Below are 25,693 nucleotides of genomic sequence, written 5' to 3'. Positions count from 1 at the left end.
GTCACCCCTTCAACAGCGCTGTGCCCTTGTCGTCCATCTGCTTGGCCGCCTGCTCCGGCTTGAGCTTGTTGTTCCACAGCTGCTCGAACGTCGGCCCGAAGACCTCTTCGATGAGCTGCAGGTTGTTCGCGTGGTAGATGTCGCCGATCCGGGAGTTGTCGAGCTGTCTGATGCTCTGCTCGAAGCCGTCTGGCATACCCTCGAGCATCACGCCGGAGGAGCGCTCGGCGTTGCGCAGCGGGATCCAGTCGTGGTCCTTGGCCATCTGCGGCTGGAACGTCGAGGCGCTCCACTTGGCGTACTCGAACGCCGCCTCCTGCGCCTTGCCCGCCTTCGGGATGTTCCAGCCGCCCAGCCAGTACGGCGCGACGCGCTTGCCCTTGAACAGCGGCAGCGGTGCGACCGCCCACTTGAACGAGAGCTTCTTGTAGCTCGCGATCTGCCAACCGCCCGCCGGCCGCATCGCGATCTTGCCGCTCTCGAACGCGCCCACGTCCTGGGCGACGCTGGTCGTCTGCGTGGGTGACGGCGCGACCTTGTGCTTGTAGATGAGGTCCTGGATGAACGCGATCGACTCGACGTTGCGGGGATCGCTCAGCTGGAGCTTCGTCGGCTCCAGCTCCTTGTCGACGAACGCGGTGTCCTGCGCCCACGACAGCGTCTGAAGTCCCCACCAGATGGACAGATCGCCGATGTCAAGGCCCCATTGCGTGACCTTCGAGCCTTGCCGCACGGTGAGCTTCTCGGCGGCGGTGATGACGTCGTCCCAGGTCCAGGTGTCGTCGGGGTACTTCACGCCGGCCTTGTCGAACAGGTCCTTGTTGTAGAAGAACACCATCGTCTGCACGTTCTCCGGGCAGCCGAACATGCTCTTGCCGTCGAACTTCCACGGATCGTAGAGGTTGGTCGGGTACGTCGCGTCGTCTGTCAACTTGGCGTTGTCGATGTCCGGCTGCAGGTCCTTGAGCAGTCCGCGCTTGTAGTGCGCGTACGCCTGCACGTCCCAGTAGTAGATGTCGTACGGCTGCCGCGCGGAGTAGGCGAGCTGGATCTTCTGCCAGTACTGGTCGTACGGCAACAGCTGCAGCGTCGCCTTGATCTTGCCCTTCTGCGCGTCGTTGAACGCCTTCAAGCGGGCTTTGAAGTTGGCGTCGATGCTCGGGCTGTTCGACCAGGCGAGTACGCGGATCGAGCCGCTGCCGCCCGACCCGCCGGAGTCGTCATCGCCGCCGCAGCCGGCCAGCAACGGCAGCCCGACGGCGCCTGCCGCGGCCATCGCACCGGAGAGGAACCGCCGCCGATCGATGCCGTGCCGAACGTTCTCCATGGGCCTTCCTTCCATCCCTATCGGGTGATTCCGCTCAGCACGATGCCGCGAACGAAGTACCGCTGAGCCAACAAGAACACGAGGATCGACGGGATCGCGGCGATCGTCGTCGCCGCCATGAGTAAGTGCATCTGCGGTCCGATGCGTGGCGACCCCGTGAACGTCGACAGGGCGACCGCGATGGTCCACTTCGACTCGTCGGTGAGATAGATCAGCGGACCGAAGAAGTCGTTGTAGGCCGCGATGAACGTGAAGACCATCACCGTCGCCAAGGCGGGCTTGCTCAGCGGCAGCATGATCGTCCACCAGATGCGGAAGTACCCGGCACCGTCGATGCGGGCGGCGTCCTCCAGCTCACGCGGAATGGTCAGATAGAACTGCCGGAGCAGGAAGATGTAGAACGGCACACCGAAGAACGCGGGGATGATCAACGGCTTGAAGCTGTTGATCCACCCGAGGTAGTTGAACATGATGTACGTCGGCACGAGCGTGACCGTCGTCGGCAGCATGATCGTCGCGATCACGAGGAGGAAGATCGCGTCCCGTCCCGGCGCGCGCAGCCGCGCGAACCCGTACGCCGCGAACGAGCACGACACCAACGTGCCGAGCACGACGAGCGAGACGACCGTCGCGGTGTTGAGGGCGAACTTGTAGAACGGCACCAGGGTGAGCGCCTCCGCGAAGTTGGCGAAGTGCGGCGAGCTGAACCACTCGGGTGGGAACTTGTAGACGTCCTCCTGCCGCTTGAGCGCCGTCGACAGCATCCAGAAGAACGGCATCAGGATCGCGACTCCGCCGAGCCCCAGCACGAAGTAGCTCAGGACCAGGCGAACGATGCGGCGCGCCGTCGGGCGGCCGGGTCGGGAAGGCGACGATCCCGTCGTCGGATGGGCCGCGGTGGCGCGAAGGAGGTCGCTGCTCATCGGTTCCTCTCTTCGGTACTGCCCTCGAGGTGCACCCAGTAGGGGAGCGACTTGAAGACGAGCAACGTGAGCGCGAGCACGATGAGGAACGACGCCCACGCGATCGCGGACGCGTAGCCCATCTTCAGGTACTCGAACGCGTTGCGGTACAGGTAGAGCGGCAGCAGCAGCGTGGAGTTGTTCGGCCCGCCGCCGGTCAGTACGAACGGTTCGGCGAAGACCTGCAGCGAGCCGATAACTCCCATGACGAGGTTGAAGAACGTCACGTTCGACACCATCGGCATGGTGATGTGCAGGTGCTGGCGGAGGCGGCTCGCGCCGTCGACCTGCGCCGCCTCGTAGATCTCGTTCGGCACGCCCTGCAGTCCGGCGAGGTAGATCAGCGTCGTGCTGCCGAACGTCCACAGGCTCGTGACGATCAGCGCCGGCAGTGCCCACGACTCGTCCTGGAACCAGTTCGGTCCGTCGATGCCGATCTTGTCCAGCAGCGTGTTGACCAGGCCGTACTCGCCGTTGAACATCCAGCGCCACAGCATCGCGACCGCGACGCCGGAGATGACCGTGGGCAGGTAGTAGACCGAACGGAAGAACGAGATGCCGCGGATCTTCTGGTTCAGCAGGTTGGCGAGGATGAACGAGATGACGAGGATCGTCGGCACCGTCACGAGCGAGTAGACCGCGGTGACGCGCAACGACTTGTGGAACAGCTCGTCGCCGATCAGCGCCTGGAAGTTGGCGAGCCCGACCCACTGCGGCGCGGAGAGCATGTCGTACTCGGTGAAGCTCAGCAGGAGCGAGGCGATCATCGGGCCGATCGCGAACAGCAGCAGGCCGAGGATCGCCGGTGCCATGAAGATGTAGCACGCGATCGCCTCGCGACGCCGCATGCTCAGCCTCCGGCGCGGAGGTGTGGAGGTGGTGGTCACGGCGGCGCTCCCTCCTCCAGCGGCGGGGTCGCATAGAGCACCGTGTCGCCGACGCGGATCTCCACGTCCATCAGGTAGCCGCGGACGTTCGCCGGCGTCGGCGTGAGGCCGAGGCCGGGGGCGTCGGGCAGCCCGATCGTGCCGTCGGCGTCGGGTTCGATGCGGTCGGTCGTCAGTGCCGCGGCGAGCGGCGAGGGCTCGGCGGGGTACTCGGCGAGCGTCGAGTCGGCCAGCCCGGCGAACGCGTGCAGCGAGGCGGCGAGCGCGAGCTGGGAGGTGAACGTGTGGTTGATGTAGCCGATGCCGCGTTCGGCTGCGTACTCCGCGACCCGCGCCGACGGCCCGATGCCGCCGATGCGGCCGGTCTCCACCTGGACGTACGCGATGCCGGCGTAGTCGATGAGGTTCATCGCGCCGCGCGGATCGTGGGCGCCTTCCCCGGCCGCGATCGCCACGCGACCGTCCGCGGCGAGCCGGCTGTAGGCACCGAACGCGGCGGTGCCGAACGGTTCCTCCAGCCAGCCGACGCGATGCGCCTCCAGAGCGGGCAGTCGCGCGGCCGCCGCCTCGACGTCCTCGCCCCACACCGTCCCGGCGTCGACGAACAGCCGGGGCTCGTCGCCGAGTCCCGCGCGAGCGGCCTCGACGAGCTCGGCGTCGACGGCGACCGTGCCGTGGCCGTACGGCCCCCAGCCGAACTTGGCGGCGCGGAAGCCGCGGTCGGCGATCTCTTTCGCCCGCTCGTACGTCTGCTGGGGCGTGTCACCGAACAGGACCGAGGCGTACGCGACCTTGCGATGTGCCTTCGACTGGCCGAGGAGCGCGTACACCGGTGCGTCGAGGTGTTTCCCGAGCAGGTCCCACAGCGCGATCTCGATACCGGAGTACGTGTGCGGCGCCTGCAGGAGATCGAGGCTGTTCTCCCTTACCCGCTGGGAGATCCTCGCGATGTCCTTGGCGTCGTTCAGGGTTTCGCCTTGCACGGAAGCGAGAACGGGCTTGCACGCGCTGTGCGACATCGGCGTGACGAGGCTCGCGATCGAGGTGAGCGGCGAGGCCTCGCACTCACCCCAGCCGACCTCGTCGCCAGCGAGTACCCGGACCAGCAGCATGTCCTGGCTGCCGTCGCCGACGTCGCGGATCTCCGGCATCGCGAGGTAGAAGAAGTCGACGGCGTCGATGCGCATCGGTCAGCGCCTCACCAGCACGACGATCTCCGAGCCTTCCTCGGGCAGCCGCAGGTGGAGGCCGGTGGTCATCAGGTCGGCGCCGCCGCGGGTCTCGCGCCGGTCCGCGTCGAGCCAGCTGACGTCGTAGTCGGCGTCCTCGGCGAGCCCGTGTAGGGCGATCGTGCGTTCGTCCTCCCCACCAGGCAGGCGGAACAGCAGCGCGAGATGGCTGCTGCCGTCGGGCCGCGCGTACTGGAAGCCGGCCCAGCGGTCGCCCTCGCCGAACCGCTTCGGCTGGTCGGTCAGACGGTGCAGGTCGGCGTCGCGGATGTACGGGCGGACGAGCTCCGCGTACGTGCGGTTGTTGCTGGCGAGTCGTGCGTGCACGTTCTCCGGGAGGTTGGGCAGGCCCCAGGACAGGCCGGTCGAGCCGACCATGGCGATGCGGCGGTAGTAGTCGACCTGGTGGGGTTGGAGGTTGGGGTCGCGCGGGTCGAACGTCTGGTGCCGGTGGTCGCCGTACCACTCAGAGAATCCCCAGTGCAGCAACAGGTTCGGCGGCAGCATGAGGCTTGCGCCCCACAGCAGCTGGAGTCCGTGCTCGGGCCAGTCGGGGTCGCTGAGGAACGTGAGGTGCGTCTGCCGGAGCATGCCGAGGTCGATGCGGAGGCCGCCGGAAGAGCAGTTCTCGAGGACGACGTCGGGATGGCGTTCGCGGATGCGGGTGAGGACGCCGTAGTAGCCGCGGTAGTGCTCGAACAGCCCGTCGTCCGGGCCGTGTCCGTGGTCGGTCCGGTTGCAGCCGAGGCCGGGGTCGAGGTTGAAGTCGAGCTTGATCCAGTCCGCGCCCTCGTCGCTGACGAGGCGGTCGAGGGTCTCGTACGCCCACTGCGCGGCGTCGGGATTGCCGAAGCAGACCTGGCCGAGGGGCTGGCCGTCCCGCCTCGCGGGGAGGTCCGGCCGGCGTTCGGCGACGGCCGCCTTGGGCCCGATCGCCTCGATCTCGCACCAGATGCCGAACCGCATGCCGCGTTCGTGCACGTAGTCGGCGAGGGCGCGGAGCCCGCTCGGGAAGCGTTCGGCGTTGACGTGGTCCCAGTCGCCGCGGTGGTCGGTCCAGTGGCTGCCGGTGTCGGAGGGGCCGAACCAGCCGGCGTCGAGCGTGCAGACCTCGATGCCGAGCTCGGCGGCGGCGTCGACGTTCGCGCGGAAGACCTGCTCGTCGATGCTGTGGTCCTCGTACGTCCACCAGGTGTTCCACTCGACCGGAAGCTGGCTCGCGAGCGCGTTCGCCGGCGCCGTCTCGCGGGCTACGTGGGCGAACGCGACGGAGGTGGCGTCGACGTCGGCACCCGTAGCGAGGACGACGTGCGGCGCCTCGATGTCCTCACCAGGGCCAAGCCGCTTGGCGAATCCCTCGTCGTGGAGCCCGCCCGAGAGCCGGTGCCCCTGCGGTGTCTCCTCGAACCGGAACACCCAGTTGCCCGACCAGACGGGTGCGCCGGCGAGGGCGACGCCGTCGGGACGGACGAGCGCGAACCAGGGATGCTCGTTCTTGGACGAGCGTCCGGCCAACGTCTGCAGGGTTCTGTCGCCTGTCAACGGTTGGTTGACAGGCTCGAACTCCAAGCCCCAGCTGCTCGTGAACGACCGGAGCTCGGCGCCTGCGCCGCCCGTCGCGAGGTCGACGCGGATCGAGTCGAGCCGGTCGACGGTGAGCTCTCCGGGGCCGAGGTTGCGGACGACCACCCACGCCTCGGCGAGCTCGAGGGCGTCGCGGCGCTCGACGTGCCACTCGACCGCGAGCGCGGGAGTGTCCGCTCGTTCGTAGCGGACCACGGTCTCCTCGACGCCGTCGCCGAGGATCGTCCGGTCGAGGCCCTGGACGCGGAGCCCGGGAGATCGGGCGGTGAGCAGCTCGCCGTCGACCCGTACGCCGAACGCCTCGCTGCTCGCGAGCTCCGCCCACGGACCCAGCTCGACGGCGAGGCCGCCCTGGTCGAGGTCACACTTCAGCACCGCGCACTCCTCCAGGCTTGTGTCCTGTAGTAGTTCGCAGGATCCTATAGGATCATCTTGATCGCTACAAGATCGCCGGCCGCTCCTGGCCCGGGCCTAGCGGCGGGCGGGGTGGGTCTCGCTGTCCAGGAACTCGCCGAGCTGCCACTCGTAGCGGTCGAGGTGCGCGCGGACGGCCTCCGCGGCGCCTCCCGCATCGTGCGCCTTCACCGCGTCGAAGATCGCGCGGTGCTCCACCGCGTTCTCCCGGTTGTCGAACTCCCCGAACTCGTGCACGAGCCGCGCCAGTTGCGCGTGCACGTGCAGCCCGCGGAACGTGTCGAGCAGGAACACGTTGCCCGACGCGGCGACCAGCGCCTCGTGGAACAGCTGGTCGTGATGCACGTACGAACGAAAGTCCCGGTACTGCGGCGTCGGCTCCAGCAGGTCCATCGCGGCGAGCTCGCGCTCCATCGCCCGCAGGTCGGCGAGGATCGCCCGGGTCGCCGCGAGCTGGGCTGCGTCCATCTCGAGCAGCCGCCGCACGTGCAGCAGATCCGCGAGCTGGCGCTGGGTCAGCAGCGGCATCGTCGCGTACCCCTTGAACGGCTCGAACGTCACCAGCCGCTCCGCCGCCAGCCGGGCGAGGGCCTCGCGGACGGGCGTCGGGCTGACCTCGAGCTCGACCGCCAGCAGCTCGATCGTCAGCCTGCTGCCGGGCGCGACCGCCTGGTCCATGATGCGTTCCTTGAGCGCGTCATAGACGGTGTCGACGAGCATCGCGCGATCGTTCCTGGCCACGAAACCTCCCCCCGGAAATCCTGCATGGGACCGGGCAATCCTATAGGGCGTGTCTCTCAAAGATCGCCTGGCGCGCGACACCCCACATCCCGCCTGGACACGGTGCACCTCGTCACCCATATAACCAATATGAATTCCTCCTGCACCACGCCCAGCCGGGCGCGGGGCGCCGCGCGCCATCGCGCTACGCGCGATGACCGGCGCTATTTGAGAGACACGCCCACCCCTTCCCAGCGGTTGCCCATCGAATGCCCACCGCCCGAGCCGAGACTGCCCACGACACCAGACGTGGGAGGGACAAGAAGATGGCAGTGGACGAAGGACGGTTGATGGAGTTCGTCGGCAAGTTCGTCGGCGACGTCGGCGCCGCGATGGCGGCCGGCAACGTGGTGGTGGGGGACCGGCTCGGGCTGTACAAGGCTCTCGCCGAGGGGCCGCAGCGGCCCGAGGAACTGGCCGCGCGCACCGAGACGGCGCCGCGGTACGTCGAGGAGTGGCTGCGCGGCCAGGCCGCCGGCGGCTACGTCGAGTACGACCCGGCCACGGGCCGCTACTCGCTCACCGAGGAGCAGGCGTTCGCGCTCACCGACCCGTTCGCGCCGGTGTTCGCGCCCGGCGCGTTCCAGCTCGCGGTCGGCACGCTGCGCTCGGTCGACCAGATCACCGAGGCGTTCAAGACCGGTGAGGGCTTCGGCTGGCACCAGCACGACCCCGAGGTGTTCGAGGGCTGCGAACGGTTCTTCCGTCCGGGCTACATCGGCAACCTGCTCCCGAGCTGGCTCCCTGCGCTGGACGGCGTGGTCGAGCGCCTCCAGCACGGCATCCGCGTCGCCGACGTCGGCTGCGGTCACGGCGCCTCGACGCTGCTGATGGCGCAGGCGTTCCCGGCGTCGGAGTTCGTCGGCTTCGACTACCACCAGGGCTCGATCGAGGAGGCGCGCAAGCGAGCCGCCGACGCCGGCCTGAGCGATCGGGTGAGCTTCGAGGCGGCGTCCGCGCAGGACTTCGGCGGCGGGCCGTACGACCTCGTCACCTCGTTCGACTGCCTGCACGACATGGGCGACCCGCTGCTCGCCGCGCGGCACATCCGCGAGTCGCTCGGCCCGAACGGCACCTGGATGGTCGTCGAGCCGTTCGCCGGCAACGCCGTCGAGGACAACTTCAACCTGGTGGGGCGTTCGTACTACTCGTTCTCCTCGTTCCTGTGCGTGCCGAACGCGCTGTCCCAGGACGGCGGGTACTCCCTCGGCGCCCAGGCCGGCGAGGAGCCGATCCGCCACATCGCCAAGGAGGCGGGCCTGTCCAGGTTCCGCCGCGTGGCCGAGACGCCGTTCAACATCGTGTACGAGGCGCGGCCCTAGCGCCTGCGAACCTGCCACCGCCGCCCGACGGAGTGAAACCCGGCGAGCGGCGGTGCACTACCTGCTTGGCGGGTCAGTCCTTCCAGACGCAAGCCACCGATGGGCGGGGCACGCCGCCGAACGGCCAGTGCGAGGTCGGCTCCGCGACGGTGCCACCCTCACCCGGGTGCTGCACCGCGACGATCGCGGTCCGCTGGTCGTCGGTGATCCACGGCCCGCACGTCTCGGCCTCGGCCGGCACTGTCAAGAACTGCTTGACGTGGCCGCGCTCCGCGCCCTTGGTCGGCACCGCGAAGAAGCCGTCGTTGGAGCCGAGCGTGTTGCCGTCGGTCGAGATCCACAGGTTGCCGGACTTGTCGAACGCGACGTTGTCCGGGCAGGAGATCGGGCTGACCTTCGTCTTGTCGTACCCGCCGAAGTACGTCGACGGGTCGGTCGGGTCGCCGCAGACCAGGAAGATCCGCCACCGGAACAGGTCCGACGCGGCGTCGCCACCGGCCTCGTCCAGCTCGATGATGTGCCCGTCCTTGTTCGCCGGGCGCGGGTTGGCCTCGTCGACCTGGGCCGGCGTCCGTGCGGTGTTGTTCGTGCACGCGATGTAGACCGAGCCGTTGACCGGGTTGCGCTCGACGTCCTCGGGCCGGTCCATCTTCGTCGGTCCGACCGTGTCGGCCGCGAGCCGCGTGTTGATCAACACCTCGGCGACGGTGAAGCCGTCGACGTACGACTCCTTGTCCGACGTCAGCGGGATCCACTCGCCGATGCCGTCGTACTCGGTGTCGCCGGGCTGCTCGTCGAGGAAGCGCGCGACGTAGAGCGTGCCGCGGTCGAGCAGGCTCAGGTTGTGCTCGCGGTCGCGGCGGGAGTGGCCGCGGCGGTACTTGTCGCGCGAGACGAACTTGTAGAGGTAGTCGAAGCGCTCGTCGTCACCGGTGTAGGCGACGAGGTGGCCGTCCTCGGAGAGCGTGGTGGTCGCGCCCTCGTGCTTCATCCGGCCGAGCATCGTGCGCTTGCGCGGGGCGGCGTCGGCGTCGTACGGGTCGAGCTCGACGATCCAGCCGAACCGGTTGGCCTCGTTCGGGTTCTTCGCGACGTCCCAGCGCTCGTCGACGCGGGCCCAGGAGCGGCCGGCGTTGACCGCCAGCGGGAGGCCGTACCGCTTGAACGCCGCCTCGTAGGCGCTGTTCACGGGGCCGGACGCCTCGAAGTAGCCGTTGAAGTTCTCCTCGCCGTGCAGCGTGGTGCCGTACGGCGTGGTGCCACCGGAGCAGTTGCCGATCGTGCCCTTGACCCAGCGGCCGGACGGGTCCGCGGCGGTCTTCAGCAGCGCGTGGCCCGCGGCCGGGCCAGTCACCTGGATCTTGGTCGTCGCGGTGATGCGGCGGTTGTACCGGCGGCTGCCCTTCTTGCGCTGCGCCCAGCGGCCGGTGCGGCCGACCCGCTCGATCTCGACGACCGAGAGGCCGTGCGCGGCCTGGGCGATCTTCAGCTGGTCGACGGTGGCGGCGGCGCCGGTCGTCCAGCCGTCGAACATGTTGTTCTCGTTGGTGTACTCGTTGTTCACGACGAGCAGCGCGCGCTCGTGGCTCCAGTCCTTGTCCAGCGGCATGACCGCGACGTAGTCGCAGTTGTAGCCGAACTGGCCTTCCTGGGCTTTCGGCGTCTGGGCGTCGAGGTTGAACGCCGGCGCGCCGGGCACGATCGGGTCGCCCCAGGCCACGATGACCGCCTGCTGGAAGCCCTTCGGGACCGTCAGCTTGTCGTCACTGTTCGGCGGGACCGTGTCGAACTTGAGGCTGTTCAGCTTGAACCCGCCGCCTCCGCCGCCACCACCGTGCTTGGCGGCGCCGTTCCCCGTCGAGTCGGCGGCTGCCGTCGTGGCGCCGGCGAGCATGGATCCGGTGCTCAGCACGAGCGCGCCGGCGGCGCTTCCCTTGAGGAGGTTTCGGCGGCTCAGCGCCGACTGGATGATGTCCCCGAGGTACTTGTTGTCGGACTTGTTCGGCACCGGCTTGTCGCAGGCGTTGCCGCAGCGGTACTCACAGGTGACGTGGCTGCGGGAACCTCGCCGGTGGATCAATGGCAGCATGACACGCTTCATCGGCTAGCTACTCCTGGTCAACGCGGGGAGAACGGGCTCGGCCGTGACGCTAGGCCCGGAATTCGATCGCGGCGGAGACGCAATCTGAACGTACGGTGTCCATGGGCTGTCGCGCAGCGGACCGCCTCGTCAAACGCGGCTTTAACGGCTCGCGCTGTCGCGGAGCGCTGGTGGCCGGTCACGGCCTGCTGATCTTTCCCCCCGGTCAGTGTCGTCCTAAGCCGGGCGTACGGTACATATGGGCCACTTTCCCTCGACCAGCCGTGTCGGTAGCCGCTGCTGGTCGCAACCGGATGGTAGGCGAGCGTGCGCGGAAGCATTCGAATAGGCGAGAGTGGGAGGGTGGACAGAACCCTCGAGATCGCCCAGCGGGTCATACCCGCGTACCGGGCGCTCGGCGGCCTGTCCTTCGCGTACGGCCACGGTTCGGTCGTGGCCGGCTACACCACCACGTCGGCGTTGGACCTGGTCATCGTCTGGGACCGAGACGAGGCGCCGCGGCTGCGTGGCCGGCCGGTGCGGGAGCTGAACGACTCCCAGCGGCGGCCGACGAGCTTCGACTACCAGCCGGGGTACGTGCTCGACCGGTTCTGGGTCGAGGGACAGCGGGTCGAGGTGGCGCACCGGACGCGTCGGACGTTCGAGAGCTGGGTCTCCGACGTACGGCAGGGCTGGGGCTGGGAGGAGGCGGCGTTCCCGATGCCGCTGTACGCCGTCTCGGGGTTCGTGTACGGGACTCTGCTCGCGGACACGAACGGGGTAGCCGGGGCAATTCGTGACAAACTGACCACGTTCCCCGAGGAGCTGGTGACGCGGTCGCTGACGATGGTCGCGGCCGAGCTGTCGTCGTACGACCACGACCTCGGCGACTGTGCCTCGCGCGGCGATGGGCTGCTGTTCCACGAGCTGTTGGGGAAGGTGCTGCGGCACACGCTGGTCGCCTGGTTCGCCGCCGAGGGACGCTATTGCCCGAACCCGAAGTGGCTGCACCGCTGGGTCGCGCGCTTCGCGATGAGCCCGGCGATCGCGGGGTTGGAACGGTCGTTGTGGGGACCGATCACCCTTGCTCGACGACGGGAGTTGTTCCTGACGATGGCCCGGCAGGTGCTCGCCTTGAAGCCCGCCGGCGAGCCAAGCCGTCCCAGGTGAAGATCGCGAGCGCGAGCCAGACGATCGCGAAACCGGCGAGTCGTGTCGGCGGCATCGGCTCGTGGAAGAGCGCGACGCCGATCACCAGCTGAATCGTCGGGGCGAGGTACTGCAGCAGGCCCAGCGTGACCATGCTCGTTCTGGTCGCGGCGCCGGCGAAGAGCAGGAGGGGAATCGCGGTGATGACGCCCGCGGACATGAGCAGGAGCGCCTTGCCGATGCCTTGGTGCCCGAACGTGGCCTGGCTGGTGGCGTGCAGGAAGACGATGTAGCCGAGCGCGACGGGCATCAGGACGGCGGTCTCGACCGTGAGGCTCTCGATGGCGCCGGCATTCGCCTTCTTCTTGCACACGGCGTAGATCGCGAAGCTGATCGCGAGGCAGAACGAGATCCACGGCGGTTTGCCGTAGTCGACGGTCAGCAGCACCACCGCGGCGCCGGCGACGGCCATCGCGATCCACTGGGTCCTGTTGAGCCGTTCGCGGAGGAGGGCGACGCCGAGCAGAACGGTGACGAGCGGGTTGATGTAGTAGCCGAGGCTGGTCTGGACGACGTGGCCGTGGTTGACGGCCCAGATGTAGACGAACCAGTTGACCGCGATGACCACGGCCGCGATCGCGAGGTAGGCGACCGTCCTCGGCCTCGCCCGCATGGCGGTCCACCAGCCGTTGCGCCGGGTGACAAGGAGCAGTCCGGCGACGAAGACGAGCGACCACACGATCCGGTGGGCGAGGATCTCGAACGCGGTGGCGGGCTCGAGGAGGGTCCAGTAGAGCGGGAAGAGCCCCCAAGCCGCATAGGCGCCGACGCCGAACAGAATTCCGCGCTGGCCCTCACCCATCGCCTGCCCACCCGCCATGCCGCCAGGCTACGGCATCGTCCGGTCATCAGATGAATCGCAGGGAGTGGCTCGGAGCGCTCTTCTTGTGGCTCTCCCACGCACCCACCCTCGGCTGCCCGCCACCGCCATCGTGGCCGGTGGTTTGGGTCGGGGGCACCCTGGTCCCATAGGTTCGGACAAGGGTGCCCCCGACCCAGTCAGCCTGCGCAACGCCAGCACCACGGGGTCGGCTCGACAGCCAGCGTGGCCCCGCGGTTTGGGTCAGGGGACCCCTCGTCCCATAGCCCGGCCCATCCACCATGTGGCATCAAACTGTGGGGTTCTGGTCGCGACACGCTGGCGTGTCGCGACCAGAACCCCACAGTTTCGCGAAGGGCGGAGGGTCCCCTCGCTCGAGGAGGTTCGGACCAGGGTGCCCCCGACCCAACAGGCCTCGCCACATCAAGCACCACCGGTCCGCCTCGACACCGCCCGCGCCGCCGACCGATCTGGTTTACACAGGGGTGGCGACTTCCCTATCCAGGCTGGGGTTTACCTCGTGGCAAGCATGGCCAGGAACCCCGTTTCGGCTAGGGAAGTGCGCGCAAGCTGTGGACGACCGGCGGGTGCGTCAGTCCGCGCTGTGGGCCGGCTCGTAGGTGGCTTGCATGCCGCGGATGATCAGGTCCAAACCCCGGGCGAAGCGGCGGTCGGGGTCGCTGAACATATGCTCGCCGGCGGCTTGGGTCAGCGGGAGCTCGTCGCCGACGCGGCGGGCGCGGTCGGTGGGGTCGTACTGGTCGTTCCGCTCGCCTGGCTTGGGATAGACCGCCTGCTCTTCGATCACGAAGCCGACGACATACGAGTTGATCGTCGTCAGCCCGATCACGGCCTCCTCGATCGAGCTGGCGACGCGCGCGAACATCGCCATCACCGTCTCCATCGGCTCATACAGCGACCGGTCGGTGAGGTACGTCCCGCTGAACATCTTCGCCCCGTCGCGATGTTCGAGCAGCATCCGGCGATAGCTGCTGCCGTACGTGCGGGCCCAGGTCTCCCAGCTCAGCTCGTCCTGCTGGGGCGCCATCGTGCGCAGGCTGTCGGCGAGCATCGTCGTCGCCATCTCGTCCAGCAGGGCTTGCTTGTTGGCGAAGTGCCAGTACAGCGCCGGAGCCTGGACGTTCAGCTTCGCGGCGAGCTTGCGCAGCGTCAGGCCGTCGAGGCCGACCTCGTCGAGCAACTCCAACGCGGTCCGCACCACGGTCTGCTTGGTCAGCGCCATCGGCCTTTCCTTCTCCTTTGCATTCCGCTGGTTGACACCTTAACAGCGTTAAGGCAATGTCGACAGCGTTGGACTTAACGTTGTTAAGGAGTGGACCATGAACGATCCAGTGCTGATCGCGGGGGCAGGCCCGACCGGGCTCACGGTGGCGATCGAGCTGGCGCGCCGCGGGGTGCCGTTCCGGATCGTCGACCGGGCGACCTCGTACGCGGTGGGTTCGCGCGGCGACGGGCTGCAGCCGCGGACGCTGGAGGTGTTCGACCGGCTCGGCGTGCTCGACCGGATCCTCGAGTCCGGGCAGCTGCCGCCGGCCATGCGCGCGTACCAGGACGGGACCTTCGTGGGGGAGGTCGGGCAGTACGAGCGGCTCGAGCCGACCGCCGAGGTGCCGTACCCGAACCCCTGGCTCGTCCCGCAGGACCGCACCGAGGAGATCCTCCGCGAGCGGCTCCTCGAGCACGGTGGTGTCGTGGAGCTCGGGACCGAGGTGGTCTCGTTCGCGCAGGACGGCGACGGCGTCGCGGTGACCGTGGCGCGCGACGGCGCGGACGAGCAGCTCCGCGCGAGCTACCTCGTTGGCGCCGACGGTGGGCGGTCGGTCGTGCGCAAGGGACTCGGTGTCGGGTTCCTCGGCGACACGGACGACTCGATCCGGGTGGTGCTGGCCGATGTCGACATCCCGGGGCTCGACCACGCGGTCGGGCACTGGTTCGGCGACGGTTCGGGCGCGCAGGTCGGCGTCGGGCTGACTCCGCTTGCTGGTAAGGGCGAGTCGTCGTTCGTGTACGCGACACCGCTGACCGAGGAGATCGGGGAGCCGGACCTCGCGTACCTGCAAGAGCGTCTTGACAAGTACTCCGGCCGCGCCGATCTGCGTCTGGAAAACCTTACCTGGTTGTCGGTTTGGCGTCCGAACGTGCGGATGGCCGAACGCTTCCACGTCGGTCGCGTGTTCCTCGCCGGCGACGCGGCGCACGTGCATCCGCCGACCGGTGGGCAGGGTCTCAACACCGGCGTGCAGGACGGGTTCAACCTCGGCTGGAAGCTCGCCGCGGTGCTGGCTGGCGCGCCGGCTGCCCTGGTGGAGACATACGAGGGGGAGCGGTTGCCGAACGCCGCTCGGGTGCTCGGGATCAGCGCGGCGTTGCTGAAGAAGTACACCGACGGCGATGCGGACGCGCATGAGCGCGGCGAGGAGACTCGGCAGCTCGACGTGTCGTACCGCGGCCGACCGCTGTCGCGCGACGCCGTCGACGTCGGCTCGCTGCGCGCGGGCGACCGGGCGCCGGACGGCGTGATCGCGGAGGGCCGGCTGTTCGACCTGTTCCGCGGTGGTGAGTGGACGTTGCTCACCCACGCACCGTTGCCGACCACGGTGGGCGTGCCGACCTACGTGACGGACGTCTACGAGGCGCCGATCGTGCTGGTGCGGCCGGACGGGTACGTCGGTCTCGTCACCGACGAGCCGGCCGACGTCGAGGACTACCTGAGCGGCGTCACACCTCGATAGCGCCGCCGACGTCGCGGAGGTGTTCGCGCAGGGTGAGGCTGGGATTGTCCTTACGGCGCTGGAGAAACTCGGTGAACCGTACCTGCTCGCGCAACGTCGCCTCGCCGGTGCGGATCCGTTCGGCCTGCCGGTGTTCGGTGTCGCGGATGGTCTCGGCCAGGTCGAGAACGTCCGCGGCCCGGTCGGCCGGCACGAACAGCGCACCATCGTCGTCGGCGAACACCAGGTCGTCGCGGCCTACCGTCCACTCGCCCACGGTTGCCGCCTCGAGAGCATCGTCAGCTCGTGGGTCGAGCCGCAACGGTCCGGTAGGCACGGCGCCGAGGCTGAACACCGGCAGCCCGATCGCCTGGACGTCGGCGGTGTCGCGGTGCAGTCCCCAGATCAGCACCCCGGAGACGCCGGCCGCCCGTGCGTCGGCGACGACGAGGTCGCCCACGCAGGCCTCATCAAGACGCCCGGCGTTGTCGGCCACCAGCACATCGCCAGGCTCGGCGGACTCGAACGCCTCCAGGAAGACATCCACACTCCCCGCATGCCGCGCGGGCAACACCCGCCCGACCAGCCTGTCCCCAGCGGAGACCGGCCGCAGCCCCGCCGGCCCACACCGCACAGCAACCGAAGCCCGCACACACCCATCCGCGACATGCGCCGTCGTCAACGCCGCGAACCTCCGAACAAGCTCATCGTGATCCATGGGCAGCATCCTTCCGGAGAGGTCGGAGCCCATGCCCGGCTCGCGATCGGCAGTGGTAGCTAGTTCACGGTCCAGGTGTCGGATCCGGTCAAGAGGGCTCCTAGGTCGCCGGGGCCCTTCTTGGCGGTGGCTTGCTCGAGCTGGTCGCGGGCGAGGTCGTCGTAGGTGGGGCGGTCGACCTGGCGGAAGATGCCGACGGGGGTGCGGTTGAGGGTTTGCGGGTCGGAGAGGCGGGAGAGGCCGAAGGCTGTGGTGGGGTCGTCGGCGTACGCGTCGTGGACCAGGACCGCGTCTTCGCCGACCTCGGCGACCTCGGCCACGCGGAGTGCGCCGGACGATGGGTCGCGGATCACGCCGTGCTCGTTCGAGGCGCCGAAGCGGATGGGCTCGCCGTGGGTGAGGCGGATCACGGCCTCGGCCGAGGTGTCCCGGTCCTTCAGCAGGTCGAAGGCGCCGTCGTTGTAGATGTTGCAGTTCTGGTAGATCTCCACCAGCGAGGCGCCGCGGTGGGAGACCGCCGCGCGCAGCACGGAGGTGAGGTGCTGACGGTCGGTGTCGAACGTCCGGGCCACGAACGTCGCCTCGGCGCCCAGTGCCAGCGACACCGGGTTGAACGGAGCGTCCAGCGAGCCGAACGGCGTCGACTTGGTGACCTTGCCCAGCTCGGACGTCGGCGAGTACTGGCCCTTCGTCAGCCCGTAGATCCGGTTGTTGAACAGCAGGATCTTCAGATTCACGTTACGCCGCAGCGCGTGGATCAGGTGGTTGCCGCCGATCGACAGGCCGTCACCGTCACCGGTGATCACCCACACCGACAGGTCCGGCCGCGAGGTCGCCAGACCGGTCGCGATCGCCGGCGCTCGGCCGTGGATACCGTGCACGCCGTAGGTGTTCAGGTAGTACGGGAACCGCGACGAGCAGCCGATGCCGGAGACGAACACGACGTTCTCGCGCCGCACCCCCAGCTCCGGCAGGAAGCCCTGCATCGCCGCCAGGATCGCGTAGTCACCGCAGCCCGGGCACCAGCGCACCTCCTGGTCGGAGGTGAAGTCCTTCCGCGTCTGCGGGGCATCGGCCTTCGGGACACCCGTGAGCGAGGGCAAGCCGAGGTTGACAGTGTCGGTCATCGAACGCGCATCTCCTGCTCCGCGGGCGCCGACTCGTCGGCGTCCTCCAGCGAGCCCACCAGGTCGGTGATCGCCGCCGTCAGCTCGGTGCTGGTGAACGGCATGCCTCGCACCCGGTTGTAGCTGACCACGTCGACCAGGAACCTGCCGCGCAGCAGCATCGACAGCTGGCCCAGGTTCATCTCCGGCACCAGCACCCGGTCGTACGCCTTCAGGACCTCGCCGAGGTCCGGCGGCAACGGGTTGAGGTGCCGCAGGTGCGCCTGCGCGACCGGTGTCCCGAGCTCGCGAACCGCCCGGCAGGCCGCGCCGATCGGGCCGTACGTCGAACCCCAGCCCAGCACGAGCACCCGCGCGTCGCTGGTCGGATCGTCCACCTCCAGAGGAGGAATCGTCCGAGCGATCGCGTCAATCTTGGCTTGACGCGTGCGGATCATCAGGTCGTGGTTGTCCGGGTCGTAGGAGATGTTGCCGTGCCCGTCGGCCTTCTCGATGCCGCCGATCCGGTGCTCCAGGCCCGCGGTCCCCGGCACCGCCCACGGACGGGCCAGCGTCTCCGGGTCGCGCTTGTACGGCCAGAACACCCGCTCGCCGGTCTCGGTCTCGTGGTTGGGCTCGGTCGCAAACTCGACCTTGATCTCGGGCAGCTCCGCCACCTTCGGGATCCGCCACGGCTCCGAGCCGTTCGCCAGGTAGCCGTCGGACAGCATGATCACCGGCGTCCGGTACGTGACCGCGATCCGCACTGCCTCGATCGCCGCGTCGAAGCAGTCGGCCGGCGACTGCGGCGCGACGATCGGCACCGGGGCCTCGCCGTTGCGCCCGTACATCGCCATCAGCAGGTCGGCCTGCTCGGTCTTCGTGGGCATGCCGGTCGACGGTCCCGCGCGCTGGATGTCGGCAATGACCAACGGCAGCTCGAGCGACACCGCGAGCCCGATCGACTCCGCCTTCAGTGCCATGCCCGGGCCGGAGGTCGACGTGACGCCGACCGCGCCACCGAAGGCGGCGCCGATCGCCGCGGTGATGCCGGCGATCTCGTCCTCGGCCTGGAACGTCGTCACACCGAACGACTTGTGCCGGCTGAGCTCGTGCAGCACGTCGCTCGCCGGGGTGATCGGATACGACCCCAGGAACAGCGGCAGCCCGGCGCGTTGGGTGCCCGCGATCAGCCCGTACGCCAAGGCCAGGTTGCCGGAGATGTTGCGGTACGTTCCCGCCTTCATCTCGGCCGGCTTGACCTGGTACGACACCGCGAACGCCTCGGCGGTCTCGCCGAAGTTCCACCCGGCCCGGAACGCCGCGATGTTGGCGTCGCGGATCGCCGGCACCTTCGCGAACTTCGAGGTCAGGAACGACAACGTCGAGTCGGTCGGCCTGTTGTACAGCCAGGACACGATGCCCAGCGCGTACATGTTCTTCGCCCGGGACGCGTCCTTGCGGGACAGCCCGAACTCCTTGACCGCCTCGGTCGTCATCGAGGTGAGCGCGAACGAGTGCAGCTGGTAGGCCGCGAGCGAGTCGTCCTCGAGCGGGTTCGCGTCGTAACCCACCTTCGTGAGGTTGCGCTTGGTGAACTCGTCGCTGTCGGCGATGATCGTCGCGCCGCGCGGCAGGTCCGGCAGGTTGGCCTTGAGCGCGGCTGGGTTCATCACGACCAGCACGTCCGGCGCGTCGCCGGGCGTGAGGATGTCGTGGTCGGCGAAGTGGATCTGGAACGAGGAGACGCCCGGCAACGTGCCAGCCGGTGCGCGGATCTCCGCCGGGAAGTTGGGCAAAGTGGAGAGGTCGTTGCCGAAGGCCGCCGTCTCCTGGGTGAATCGGTCACCGGTCAACTGCATTCCGTCACCGGAGTCTCCGGCGAAGCGAATGATCACACGGTCGACCTGCAGCACCTGCTTGGTCACCGGAGCGACGACCTCCTCACGCCGCATCGGGGCGGGATGTCCGCCGGGTGGCGGCGCTTTAGCGAACGTTCTTCTTCTCGATTTCATCGTACGTCGGTGCGTCTCAGCCCGATGGGAGGTCTCACGATTTCGAGACACGTGCCCACGTGCGGTGTCCGCCCACGGCCAGTCCTTGCCAGGCAAACGATTCCCCACCTTCGGCAGTGTCCCCGCTGACCTGCGGAAATACGTGACGGAAGGGGCGAATCGGCGCCGGGGCGTGCGCTTCGTCACAGTTGCGCGAGGAGCCCCAACTGGCCAGGCAGGTTGGTGCCGGAACGACGTGATCATGATCACTCCTCCAGGGAGAACGACGGTCTTCGAACGTGTGTTCGACACCATAGCTCGGTCGAAGCCGTAGTGCTGGCGTCGTCCACAGGCCGCGCTGGGCAAGATCACGCGGCCGTATCCTGACCCTCGCCAGCGCCATCTCGTCACCGGAGCCACCCATGCGCGCCCCTGCCGTCCTCGCCCTCGCCGCTGCCGCAGCTCTCGCCGTCGCCGCCTGCGCCCCCGAGGACCCCACCACGTCCGCGCCGACCGACCAGCCGTCGGCGACCACGCCCACCGCGTCGTCCGACCCGTGCGCGACCGACGGCCTCCCCGTACGGACGAAGGGCAAGCTGACGATCGCCACCGACCAGCCCGTCTACGGGCCGTGGTTCGAGGACGACAAGCCCGAGTCCGGCAAGGGTTTCGAGGGCGCCGTCGCGTACGCCGTGGCCAAGGAAATGGGCTTCGAGCAGCCCGACGTCGTGTGGACGCGGGTCAAGTTCAACAACGCGATCCAGCCCGGCCCGAAGGACTTCGACTTCGACATCAACGAGTTCTCCATCACCGAGGACCGCAAGAAGGCCGTCGACTTCAGCAGCCCGTACTACGACGTCAGCCAGGCGATCATCGCGCTCGAGGGCAGCAAGATCGCCAACGCCGAGAGCCTCGCCGACCTGAAGGATGCCCGCCTCGGCGCCCAGGTCAGCACCACGAGCTACTCGGTGATCACCGACCTGGTGAAGCCCACCGTCGAGCCCCGGGTCTTCCCCAACAACGACAACGCCAAGCTGTCCCTGCAGAACGGTCAGATCGATGGCCTCGTCGTCGACCTCCCGACTGCCTTCTATATGACGGGCGCCGAGATCGAGGGCAGCAAGGTCGTCGGCCAGTTCGAGTTGGGGCAGGGTACGCCGGAGCAGTTCGGCCTGGTCCTCGACAAAGGCTCGCCCCTCACCACCTGCGTGAGCAGGGCTGTGGACGCGCTGCGCGAGGACGGCACGTTGGACGACCTCGCGCAGGAGTGGCTCGCTGACGTGGCCGGGGCCCCGGTCCTGGGCCCTGGCTGACGGAGAGCGTCGGCCTAGCGCGAAGCGCGCGGCAGGCGGCGCATCCGCGCCCGGCTGGGCGTGGTGCAGGAGGAATTCATATTGGTTATATGGGTGACGAGGTGCACCGCGGCCAGGCGGGATGCGGGGTGTCGCCTGCCCGGCGATATCCGGCAGCCCGGGCCTAGAGTGACCTGATGCCATCAGCCGACGCGCCGGCACCGAGCGCCTTACAAGTAGAGCGACAGCGGTTCAGGAGCCGCCAGACCGTACGTTCGGTGCTCGTCGCGGCGGCCTCGACGGCAGTGCTCGGTGTCGTCCTCTACTTCGCGGTCACGGGCGCACCCGGCTGGGAGCGCGTGCAGGAGCGGTTCCTCGACCCGAAGATCGCGGCGGACACGTTCCCCGCGATCCTGCGCGGGCTCTGGCTGAACATCAGGCTGCTCGTCGTCTGCGCGATCTGCGCGTTCGCGCTTGGCCTGTTGGTCGCCCTGATGCGGACGTTGCGCGGCCCCGTCTTCTTCCCCCTGCGCGCGCTGTCGACGGCCTATACGTATGGCTTCCGCGGCATGCCGCTGATCATCGTGATCTACGTGATGGCGCTCGGCGTCCCTGGTCTGCGGCTCGCGGGGACGCCCGGCGTGCTGGTGCTGGGCGGTGCCGCGATCGTGCTGACGTACGGCGCGTACCTCGCCGAGGTCTTCCGCGCCGGCATCGAGTCGGTGCATCCGAGCCAGCGCGCGGCCGCCCGTTCGCTCGGCCTCACCTACCGGCAGTCGATGCGGTTCGTGATCCTGCCGCAGGCCGTACGCAGGGTCTCGCCGCCGTTGCTGAACGACCTCGTCGCGATGCAGAAGGACGTCGGGCTCATCTCGTTGGCCGGCCCGATCGACGCGGTGTCGGCAGCCCAGATCGCGACCGGCCAGTCGTTCAACTTCACGCCGTACGTCGTCGCGGGAGTGCTCTTCGTGCTGCTCGCGGTGCCGCTCGTCGCGGTCACCGACTGGGTCACGCTGCGGGCGGCACGGCGGCAGTCCGCAGAGGGGGCTGCGTAGATGGCCGGTCCGGTGCTCGCTTGCTACGACGTTCACAAGTCGTTCGGCAAGCGTGCCGCCCGCGTGGACGTCCTCCGCGGCATCGACCTCAGCGTCGACGAGCACGAGGTCGTGGCGCTGATCGGTGCTTCGGGGTCGGGCAAGTCGACGTTGCTGCGCTGCGTCAACCTGCTCGAGCGGGTCGACGACGGCGTCATCCAGCTCGACGGCCAGGACATCACCGACCCGCGCGTGAACGCCGACGCGATCCGGCAGAAGATCGGCATCGTCTTCCAGTCGTTCAACCTGTTCCCGCACATGACCGTCCTGGACAACGTGACGCTCGCGCCGCGCCGCGTCCACCGGCGGGCTCAGGTCGAGGCGGAACGGACGGCGCTCGGGCTGCTCGAGCGCGTCGGTCTCGCCGACAAGGCGCGCGAGTACCCCGACCGGCTGTCCGGCGGCCAGCAGCAACGGGTGGCGATCGTCCGCGCGCTGGTGAACTCGCCGCGGCTGATGCTGTTCGACGAGGTGACGTCGGCACTCGATCCGGAGCTCGTGGGGGAGGTGCTGGCGCTGATCCGGGACCTCAAGCTGGACGGGGCGACGATGCTGCTGGCGACGCACGAGATGTCGTTCGCCCGCCGGGTTGCCGATCGGGTGTGCTTCCTCGACGACGGCGTGATCCTCGAACAGGGTCCGCCGGCGCAGGTGCTGGACGACCCGATCGAGCCGCGGACCCAGCAGTTCCTCCAGCAGGTCCTGGCGGCTAGGCGGTTCTAGGTCGCGTCTGCTGAAGATCGCTGGTCATCGCGCGCAGCGCGATGGCGCGCGGCGCATCGCGCCCGGCTGGGCGTGGTGCAGGAGGAACTCGATTGGCTATCTGGGTGACGAGTCCCACCACGTCCAGGCGGCCTCTGCCGATTTCTGGGAGGTGTCGCGCGCCAGGCGAGGTTCAGCAGACGCGGCCTAACCCCCTAAACTCTCCCGCACGGGTGAAGGAGGCGAGCACAGCGTGGGCCCAGCCGGCACCGCGAACTACTACGCGACCTACACGACCGTTCTGGGGATCGTGCTCGTCGGCATCGCGTTCGCCGCGCTCGCCTTCGGGGCCAACCGGCTGCTCCGGCCGACCCGGCCGACCCGCGAGAAGCTGCTCACGTACGAGTCGGGCGTCGACCCGGTCGGCTCGGGATGGGCGCAGGTGCACGTTCGCTACTACGTCTTCGCCTATCTCTATGTGGTGTTCGCTGTCGATGCCATCTACCTGTTTCCGTGGGCGACGGTCTTCGCCGCGCCGGGGTTCGGGTGGGGGACGCTCGTGGAGATGTTCGTGTTCCTCGGCTTCATCGCGGTCGGTCTGCTCTACGCCTGGCGCAAGGGGGTGCTGACATGGACGTAGATCTGCCCATGCCGACCGTGGGTCCGCAGCGGCTGGGGGCTCTGCAGCAGTTGGCGCCGGAGCCGTTGCGGCTGGTGCTGAACTGGGGTCGGCGCTACTCGCTCTGGGTGTTCAACTTCGGCCTCGCCTGCTGCGCGATCGAGTTCATCGCCTCGTCGATGTCGCGGCACGACTTCATCCGGCTCGGCGTGATCCCGTTCGCTCCGGGACCGCGGCAGGCCGACCTGATGGTCGTGTCGGGGACGGTGACGGACAAGATGGCGCCGGCTATTCGGCGGTTGTACGAGCAGATGCCGGAGCCCAAGTACGTGATCTCGTTCGGGTCCTGTTCGAACTCCGGTGGGCCGTACTGGGACTCGTACTGCGTGACGAAGGGCGTCGACCAGATCGTTCCGGTGGACGTCTATGTGCCGGGGTGTCCGCCGCGGCCGGAGGCTCTGTTGCAGGGGATCGTCAAGCTGCAGGAGAAGATCGCGCACGAGTCTTTGGCTGAGCGGTATCCGGCTTCCCCAGTGGCGCCGGTCGAGCGGAAGCGGCGGGGGCCGGCGGCTTACCTGCGGTCGTTGATCGAGCAGCCGCCTGGTCGTGGGCCGGAGACGAAGTCGTGAGTTGGCGGGAGTCCGTCAAGGTCGCGTTGACGGCTGCGCTCGACATCGAGGTGACGTACGACGAGGGCTTTGGGCCGCCGACGTTCGACGTCCCGAGTGAACGGTGGATCGACGCGCTGTCGGCGTTGCGGGCGCATGGGTTCTCGTTCTTCGACTTCCTGACGGCGGTGGACGAGCTGGATGCCTTCACCGTCGCCTGCCATCTGGCGGCTTTGCGTGGGCCGGGTTCGGTCGAGCACCTGGTGGTGCGTACGCGGGTGCCGAAGGCGGCTGCCTCGTTGCCCACGGCTGTAGGGGTCTTCGCGGGTGCGTCATGGCACGAACGTGAGACGCACGAGATGTTCGGCATCGACTTTCCGGGGCACCCGGGCTTGGCGCCGCTGCTGTTGCCGGACGAGTTCGAGGGCCATCCGCTCCGCAAGGACTTCGTGCTCGCCGCCCGCGTGGCGAAGGCTTGGCCGGGTGCGAAGGAGCCGGGGGAGTCCGACCACGACACCGGCCGCTCGCCCTCCCGCCGCCGCGTGGCGCCGCCGGGAGTGCCGGGGCCGGACGCCTGGGGGCCGCGGGAGCCCGGCTCGCCGACGCCCGACCCTTCGGCCGCCACAGCCCCGGCCCGCCCAGCGCGGCGTGAACGTCGCGAACGCCCAGCTCGTGCGGTGACTGCTGCGACGGAGCACGCCACCGGCCGGCCGGGCACCGAGCCAGCCGCACCGGCCGACCCGACCACCATCCAGGACGCCGCGGCCCAACGGGCGGCTGGTGAGGTGGCTGAGGAGAACCAGCCCGGCGACGGCGATTCCGAAGCCCAACCCACATCCCCACCTCGGCGGCCGGAGGGGGATGCGGATGCCTGAGGTGCTCGAGTTCGTGCTCCGCATCGGCGTCGTCTTCGTCGCGTTCCTCGTCCTGCCCCTCCTCGTCGGCCAGACCGAGCACAAGGTCATGGCACACATGCAGTCCCGCCTGGGTCCCATGTACGCGGGCGGGTTTCACGGGTGGGCGCAGCTCGTCGCCGATGGCGTCAAGTTCGCGCAGAAGGAAGACATCGTCCCCACCAACGCCGACAGGCGGGTCTTCCAGCTCGCCCCAGTCGTCGCCCTGATCCCGTACCTCATCGCCCTCGTAGCCATCCCGCTAGGCCCGGGCCTCGTCGGCGCGGATCTCGAGACCGGACTGTTCTTCGTCCTCGCCGCGATGGGCGTCGGCGTCCTTGGCAGCCTGATGGGCGGGTGGGCGAGCGCCAACAAGTACAGCCTGCTCGGCGCGTTCCGAAGCGCTGCCCAGCTGCTCGCCTACGAGCTCCCGTTCGTCCTCGCCGCCGCCAGTGTCGCGATGGCAGCCGGCACCCTGAGCCTGCAAGGCATCGTCGACCAATGGCAACCCTGGTGGCTGATCTGGCAGCTCCCCGGCATGCTCTGCTTCTTCGTAGCCGGCCTCGCCGAGCTGCACAGGCCACCGTTCGACATGCCCATCGCCGACGCCGAGATCATCTTCGGCCCGTACACGGAGTACACCGGCATCAGGTTCGCTCTCTTCCTGCTCGCCGAGTACGCCGGCATCGTGGTCCTCGGCGCCCTCACCACCGTGCTGTTCCTCGGCGGCTGGAAGGGTCCGTTCGACGACCAGCTCGGCTGGCTCTGGACCCTCCTCAAAACAGGGGGCGTGGCGTTCGTCGTCATCTGGGCCCGCGTCGCCTACCCCAGACTGAGGGCGGACCAGCTCCAGAAGCTCGGCTGGCAATTCCTCGTTCCCCTCGCTCTGTTCCAACTCGCCCTGACCGGCGTCGTGGAGGTGGCCTTCTAGATGGAACTACCCGGCAAGGGACTCGCCCAGGGTCTCAAGGTGACATTCGACAACCTCACCAAGCGCTCGGTCACCCAGCAGTACCCCGACGTCAAGCCCGACTTGCCCCCACGCTCCCGCGGCGTCATCGCGCTGTTCGAGGAGAACTGCACCGTCTGCATGCTGTGCGCGCGTGAGTGCCCGTGCTGGTGCATCTACATCGACTCGCACAAGGAGACCCAGCCGCCGACCGAGGAAGGTGCGAGGGAACGGAGTCGCAACGTCCTCGACCGGTTCGCGATCGACTTCTCCCTCTGCATGTACTGCGGCATCTGCATCGAGGCCTGCCCGTTCGACGCCCTCTTCTGGTCGCCCGAGTTCGAGTACGCCGGCACCGACATCCAGGAGATG

At 68.6% G+C, this 25,693-nt stretch carries 22 protein-coding genes and 1 pseudogene; 11 read left to right on the top strand and 12 right to left on the bottom strand.

What is annotated here, in order from left to right; genetic code table 11:
- Position 1: 1 nt before the first annotated feature.
- The 6 genes from JOD67_RS38560 to JOD67_RS38535 form a co-directional block, all read right to left on the bottom strand.
- A complete protein-coding gene (locus tag JOD67_RS38560) occupies positions 2–1,327 on the bottom strand; it encodes an ABC transporter substrate-binding protein (RefSeq protein WP_205122599.1) in 1,326 nt (441 codons plus the stop codon).
- A 17-nt stretch (positions 1,328–1,344) separates the two neighbouring features.
- A complete protein-coding gene (locus tag JOD67_RS38555) occupies positions 1,345–2,250 on the bottom strand; it encodes a carbohydrate ABC transporter permease (protein ID WP_205122598.1) in 906 nt (301 codons plus the stop codon).
- Complete coding sequence (locus JOD67_RS38550; protein WP_205122597.1) at positions 2,247–3,176, bottom strand: carbohydrate ABC transporter permease; 930 nt, start codon at positions 3,174–3,176, stop codon at positions 2,247–2,249. Before JOD67_RS38550 ends, JOD67_RS38555 begins: the two co-directional genes overlap by 4 nt.
- Positions 3,173–4,363 carry a mandelate racemase/muconate lactonizing enzyme family protein gene (locus JOD67_RS38545; protein ID WP_205122596.1) on the bottom strand — a complete coding sequence of 397 codons (1,191 nt, stop codon included), beginning with the start codon at positions 4,361–4,363 and terminating at the stop codon, positions 3,173–3,175. The genes JOD67_RS38550 and JOD67_RS38545 overlap by 4 nt, the downstream gene beginning before the upstream one ends.
- Before the next feature lie 3 nt (positions 4,364–4,366).
- The gene (locus JOD67_RS38540; protein ID WP_307782706.1) at positions 4,367–6,364 is read right to left on the bottom strand and encodes an alpha-galactosidase; all 1,998 of its coding nucleotides are present in this window, start codon (positions 6,362–6,364) and stop codon (positions 4,367–4,369) included.
- Between the two features lie 96 nt (positions 6,365–6,460).
- On the bottom strand, positions 6,461–7,144 hold the full coding sequence (locus JOD67_RS38535; RefSeq protein ID WP_205122595.1) for a GntR family transcriptional regulator: 684 nt from the start codon (positions 7,142–7,144) through the stop codon (positions 6,461–6,463).
- Positions 7,145–7,449: 305 nt separating this feature from the next.
- Here JOD67_RS38535 and JOD67_RS38530 point away from each other — a divergent pair, with 305 nt between their 5' ends.
- Complete coding sequence (locus JOD67_RS38530; RefSeq protein ID WP_205122594.1) at positions 7,450–8,505, top strand: class I SAM-dependent methyltransferase; 1,056 nt, start codon at positions 7,450–7,452, stop codon at positions 8,503–8,505.
- A 73-nt stretch (positions 8,506–8,578) separates the two neighbouring features.
- Here JOD67_RS38530 and JOD67_RS38525 read toward each other — a convergent pair whose 3' ends face one another.
- Positions 8,579–10,606, bottom strand: coding sequence for a PhoX family protein (locus JOD67_RS38525; RefSeq protein WP_205122593.1), 2,028 nt, complete (start codon positions 10,604–10,606; stop codon positions 8,579–8,581).
- A 342-nt stretch (positions 10,607–10,948) separates the two neighbouring features.
- Between JOD67_RS38525 and JOD67_RS42295 the strand changes: the two genes are divergently transcribed.
- Positions 10,949–11,755, top strand: a complete 807-nt coding sequence (locus JOD67_RS42295; RefSeq protein WP_205122592.1) for a DUF4037 domain-containing protein — start codon at positions 10,949–10,951, stop codon at positions 11,753–11,755.
- Here JOD67_RS42295 and rarD read toward each other — a convergent pair.
- Together rarD and JOD67_RS38510 are read right to left on the bottom strand one after the other, a co-directional pair.
- Positions 11,664–12,614, bottom strand: a complete 951-nt coding sequence (gene rarD / locus JOD67_RS38515; protein WP_239554251.1) for an EamA family transporter RarD — start codon at positions 12,612–12,614, stop codon at positions 11,664–11,666. The genes JOD67_RS42295 and rarD overlap by 92 nt on opposite strands.
- A gap of 592 nt (positions 12,615–13,206) precedes the next feature.
- Complete coding sequence (locus JOD67_RS38510; RefSeq protein WP_205122591.1) at positions 13,207–13,857, bottom strand: TetR/AcrR family transcriptional regulator C-terminal domain-containing protein; 651 nt, start codon at positions 13,855–13,857, stop codon at positions 13,207–13,209.
- A 97-nt stretch (positions 13,858–13,954) separates the two neighbouring features.
- Here JOD67_RS38510 and JOD67_RS38505 point away from each other — a divergent pair, with 97 nt between their 5' ends.
- A complete protein-coding gene (locus tag JOD67_RS38505) occupies positions 13,955–15,367 on the top strand; it encodes an FAD-dependent monooxygenase (protein ID WP_205122590.1) in 1,413 nt (470 codons plus the stop codon).
- Here JOD67_RS38505 and JOD67_RS38500 read toward each other — a convergent pair.
- From JOD67_RS38500 to JOD67_RS38490, 3 genes are read right to left on the bottom strand one after another with little or no spacing between them, the layout of a single operon-like run.
- Positions 15,354–16,064 carry an RraA family protein gene (locus tag JOD67_RS38500; protein WP_205122589.1) on the bottom strand — a complete coding sequence of 237 codons (711 nt, stop codon included), beginning with the start codon at positions 16,062–16,064 and terminating at the stop codon, positions 15,354–15,356. The genes JOD67_RS38505 and JOD67_RS38500 overlap by 14 nt on opposite strands.
- Positions 16,065–16,123: 59 nt before the next feature.
- Positions 16,124–17,191 (bottom strand): 2-oxoacid:ferredoxin oxidoreductase subunit beta, encoded by a 1,068-nt coding sequence (locus JOD67_RS38495; RefSeq protein ID WP_205122588.1) that lies wholly within the window; start codon positions 17,189–17,191, stop codon positions 16,124–16,126.
- Positions 17,188–19,125: a 2-oxoacid:acceptor oxidoreductase subunit alpha gene (locus JOD67_RS38490; protein WP_205122587.1), complete on the bottom strand. Its 1,938-nt coding sequence runs from the start codon at positions 19,123–19,125 to the stop codon at positions 17,188–17,190. Before JOD67_RS38490 ends, JOD67_RS38495 begins: the two co-directional genes overlap by 4 nt.
- A gap of 461 nt (positions 19,126–19,586) precedes the next feature.
- Here JOD67_RS38490 and JOD67_RS38485 point away from each other — a divergent pair, with 461 nt between their 5' ends.
- From JOD67_RS38485 to JOD67_RS40890, 8 genes and pseudogenes are all read left to right on the top strand, one after another.
- The gene (locus tag JOD67_RS38485) at positions 19,587–20,477 is read left to right on the top strand and encodes an ABC transporter substrate-binding protein (RefSeq protein ID WP_205122586.1); all 891 of its coding nucleotides are present in this window, start codon (positions 19,587–19,589) and stop codon (positions 20,475–20,477) included.
- 176 nt (positions 20,478–20,653) lie between these two features.
- Positions 20,654–21,511 (top strand): amino acid ABC transporter permease, encoded by an 858-nt coding sequence (locus JOD67_RS38480; protein WP_205122585.1) that lies wholly within the window; start codon positions 20,654–20,656, stop codon positions 21,509–21,511.
- Positions 21,512–22,273 carry an amino acid ABC transporter ATP-binding protein gene (locus JOD67_RS38475; RefSeq protein WP_205122584.1) on the top strand — a complete coding sequence of 254 codons (762 nt, stop codon included), beginning with the start codon at positions 21,512–21,514 and terminating at the stop codon, positions 22,271–22,273.
- 232 nt (positions 22,274–22,505) lie between these two features.
- Positions 22,506–22,892, top strand: coding sequence for an NADH-quinone oxidoreductase subunit A (locus JOD67_RS38470; protein ID WP_205122583.1), 387 nt, complete (start codon positions 22,506–22,508; stop codon positions 22,890–22,892).
- Positions 22,883–23,500 (top strand): NADH-quinone oxidoreductase subunit B, encoded by a 618-nt coding sequence (locus JOD67_RS38465; protein WP_239554250.1) that lies wholly within the window; start codon positions 22,883–22,885, stop codon positions 23,498–23,500. The genes JOD67_RS38470 and JOD67_RS38465 overlap by 10 nt, the downstream gene beginning before the upstream one ends.
- Positions 23,497–24,354 (top strand): NADH-quinone oxidoreductase subunit C, encoded by an 858-nt coding sequence (locus JOD67_RS38460; RefSeq protein WP_205122582.1) that lies wholly within the window; start codon positions 23,497–23,499, stop codon positions 24,352–24,354. Before JOD67_RS38465 ends, JOD67_RS38460 begins: the two co-directional genes overlap by 4 nt.
- Entirely contained in the window at positions 24,347–25,303 is a 957-nt protein-coding gene (gene nuoH / locus JOD67_RS38455) for an NADH-quinone oxidoreductase subunit NuoH (RefSeq protein WP_205122581.1), read from the top strand. Before JOD67_RS38460 ends, nuoH begins: the two co-directional genes overlap by 8 nt.
- A 126-nt stretch (positions 25,304–25,429) precedes the next feature.
- Positions 25,430–25,654: pseudogene (locus JOD67_RS40890) on the top strand (4Fe-4S binding protein); the annotation flags it as partial.
- Positions 25,655–25,693 lie beyond the last annotated feature (39 nt).

It is taken from the genome of Tenggerimyces flavus, assembly GCF_016907715.1.
In the GTDB taxonomy this organism is placed as follows: Bacteria; Actinomycetota; Actinomycetes; order Propionibacteriales; family Actinopolymorphaceae; genus Tenggerimyces; species Tenggerimyces flavus.
This window is presented reverse-complemented; position numbering and strand designations above follow the sequence as displayed.

Coding starts and splice junctions, on each gene's coding strand:
- JOD67_RS38560 (WP_205122599.1), bottom strand. CDS start 1,327: ATGGAGAACGTTCGGCACGGCATCGATCGGCGGCGGTTCCTCTCCGGT.
- JOD67_RS38555 (WP_205122598.1), bottom strand. CDS start 2,250: ATGAGCAGCGACCTCCTTCGCGCCACCGCGGCCCATCCGACGACGGGA.
- JOD67_RS38545 (WP_205122596.1), bottom strand. CDS start 4,363: ATGCGCATCGACGCCGTCGACTTCTTCTACCTCGCGATGCCGGAGATC.
- JOD67_RS38530 (WP_205122594.1), top strand. CDS start 7,450: ATGGCAGTGGACGAAGGACGGTTGATGGAGTTCGTCGGCAAGTTCGTC.
- JOD67_RS38525 (WP_205122593.1), bottom strand. CDS start 10,606: ATGAAGCGTGTCATGCTGCCATTGATCCACCGGCGAGGTTCCCGCAGC.
- rarD (WP_239554251.1), bottom strand. CDS start 12,614: ATGGCGGGTGGGCAGGCGATGGGTGAGGGCCAGCGCGGAATTCTGTTC.
- JOD67_RS38510 (WP_205122591.1), bottom strand. CDS start 13,857: ATGGCGCTGACCAAGCAGACCGTGGTGCGGACCGCGTTGGAGTTGCTC.
- JOD67_RS38505 (WP_205122590.1), top strand. CDS start 13,955: ATGAACGATCCAGTGCTGATCGCGGGGGCAGGCCCGACCGGGCTCACG.
- JOD67_RS38500 (WP_205122589.1), bottom strand. CDS start 16,064: ATGGATCACGATGAGCTTGTTCGGAGGTTCGCGGCGTTGACGACGGCG.
- JOD67_RS38495 (WP_205122588.1), bottom strand. CDS start 17,191: ATGACCGACACTGTCAACCTCGGCTTGCCCTCGCTCACGGGTGTCCCG.
- JOD67_RS38490 (WP_205122587.1), bottom strand. CDS start 19,125: ATGCGGCGTGAGGAGGTCGTCGCTCCGGTGACCAAGCAGGTGCTGCAG.
- JOD67_RS38485 (WP_205122586.1), top strand. CDS start 19,587: ATGCGCGCCCCTGCCGTCCTCGCCCTCGCCGCTGCCGCAGCTCTCGCC.
- JOD67_RS38480 (WP_205122585.1), top strand. CDS start 20,654: ATGCCATCAGCCGACGCGCCGGCACCGAGCGCCTTACAAGTAGAGCGA.
- JOD67_RS38475 (WP_205122584.1), top strand. CDS start 21,512: ATGGCCGGTCCGGTGCTCGCTTGCTACGACGTTCACAAGTCGTTCGGC.
- JOD67_RS38465 (WP_239554250.1), top strand. CDS start 22,883: ATGGACGTAGATCTGCCCATGCCGACCGTGGGTCCGCAGCGGCTGGGG.
- nuoH (WP_205122581.1), top strand. CDS start 24,347: ATGCCTGAGGTGCTCGAGTTCGTGCTCCGCATCGGCGTCGTCTTCGTC.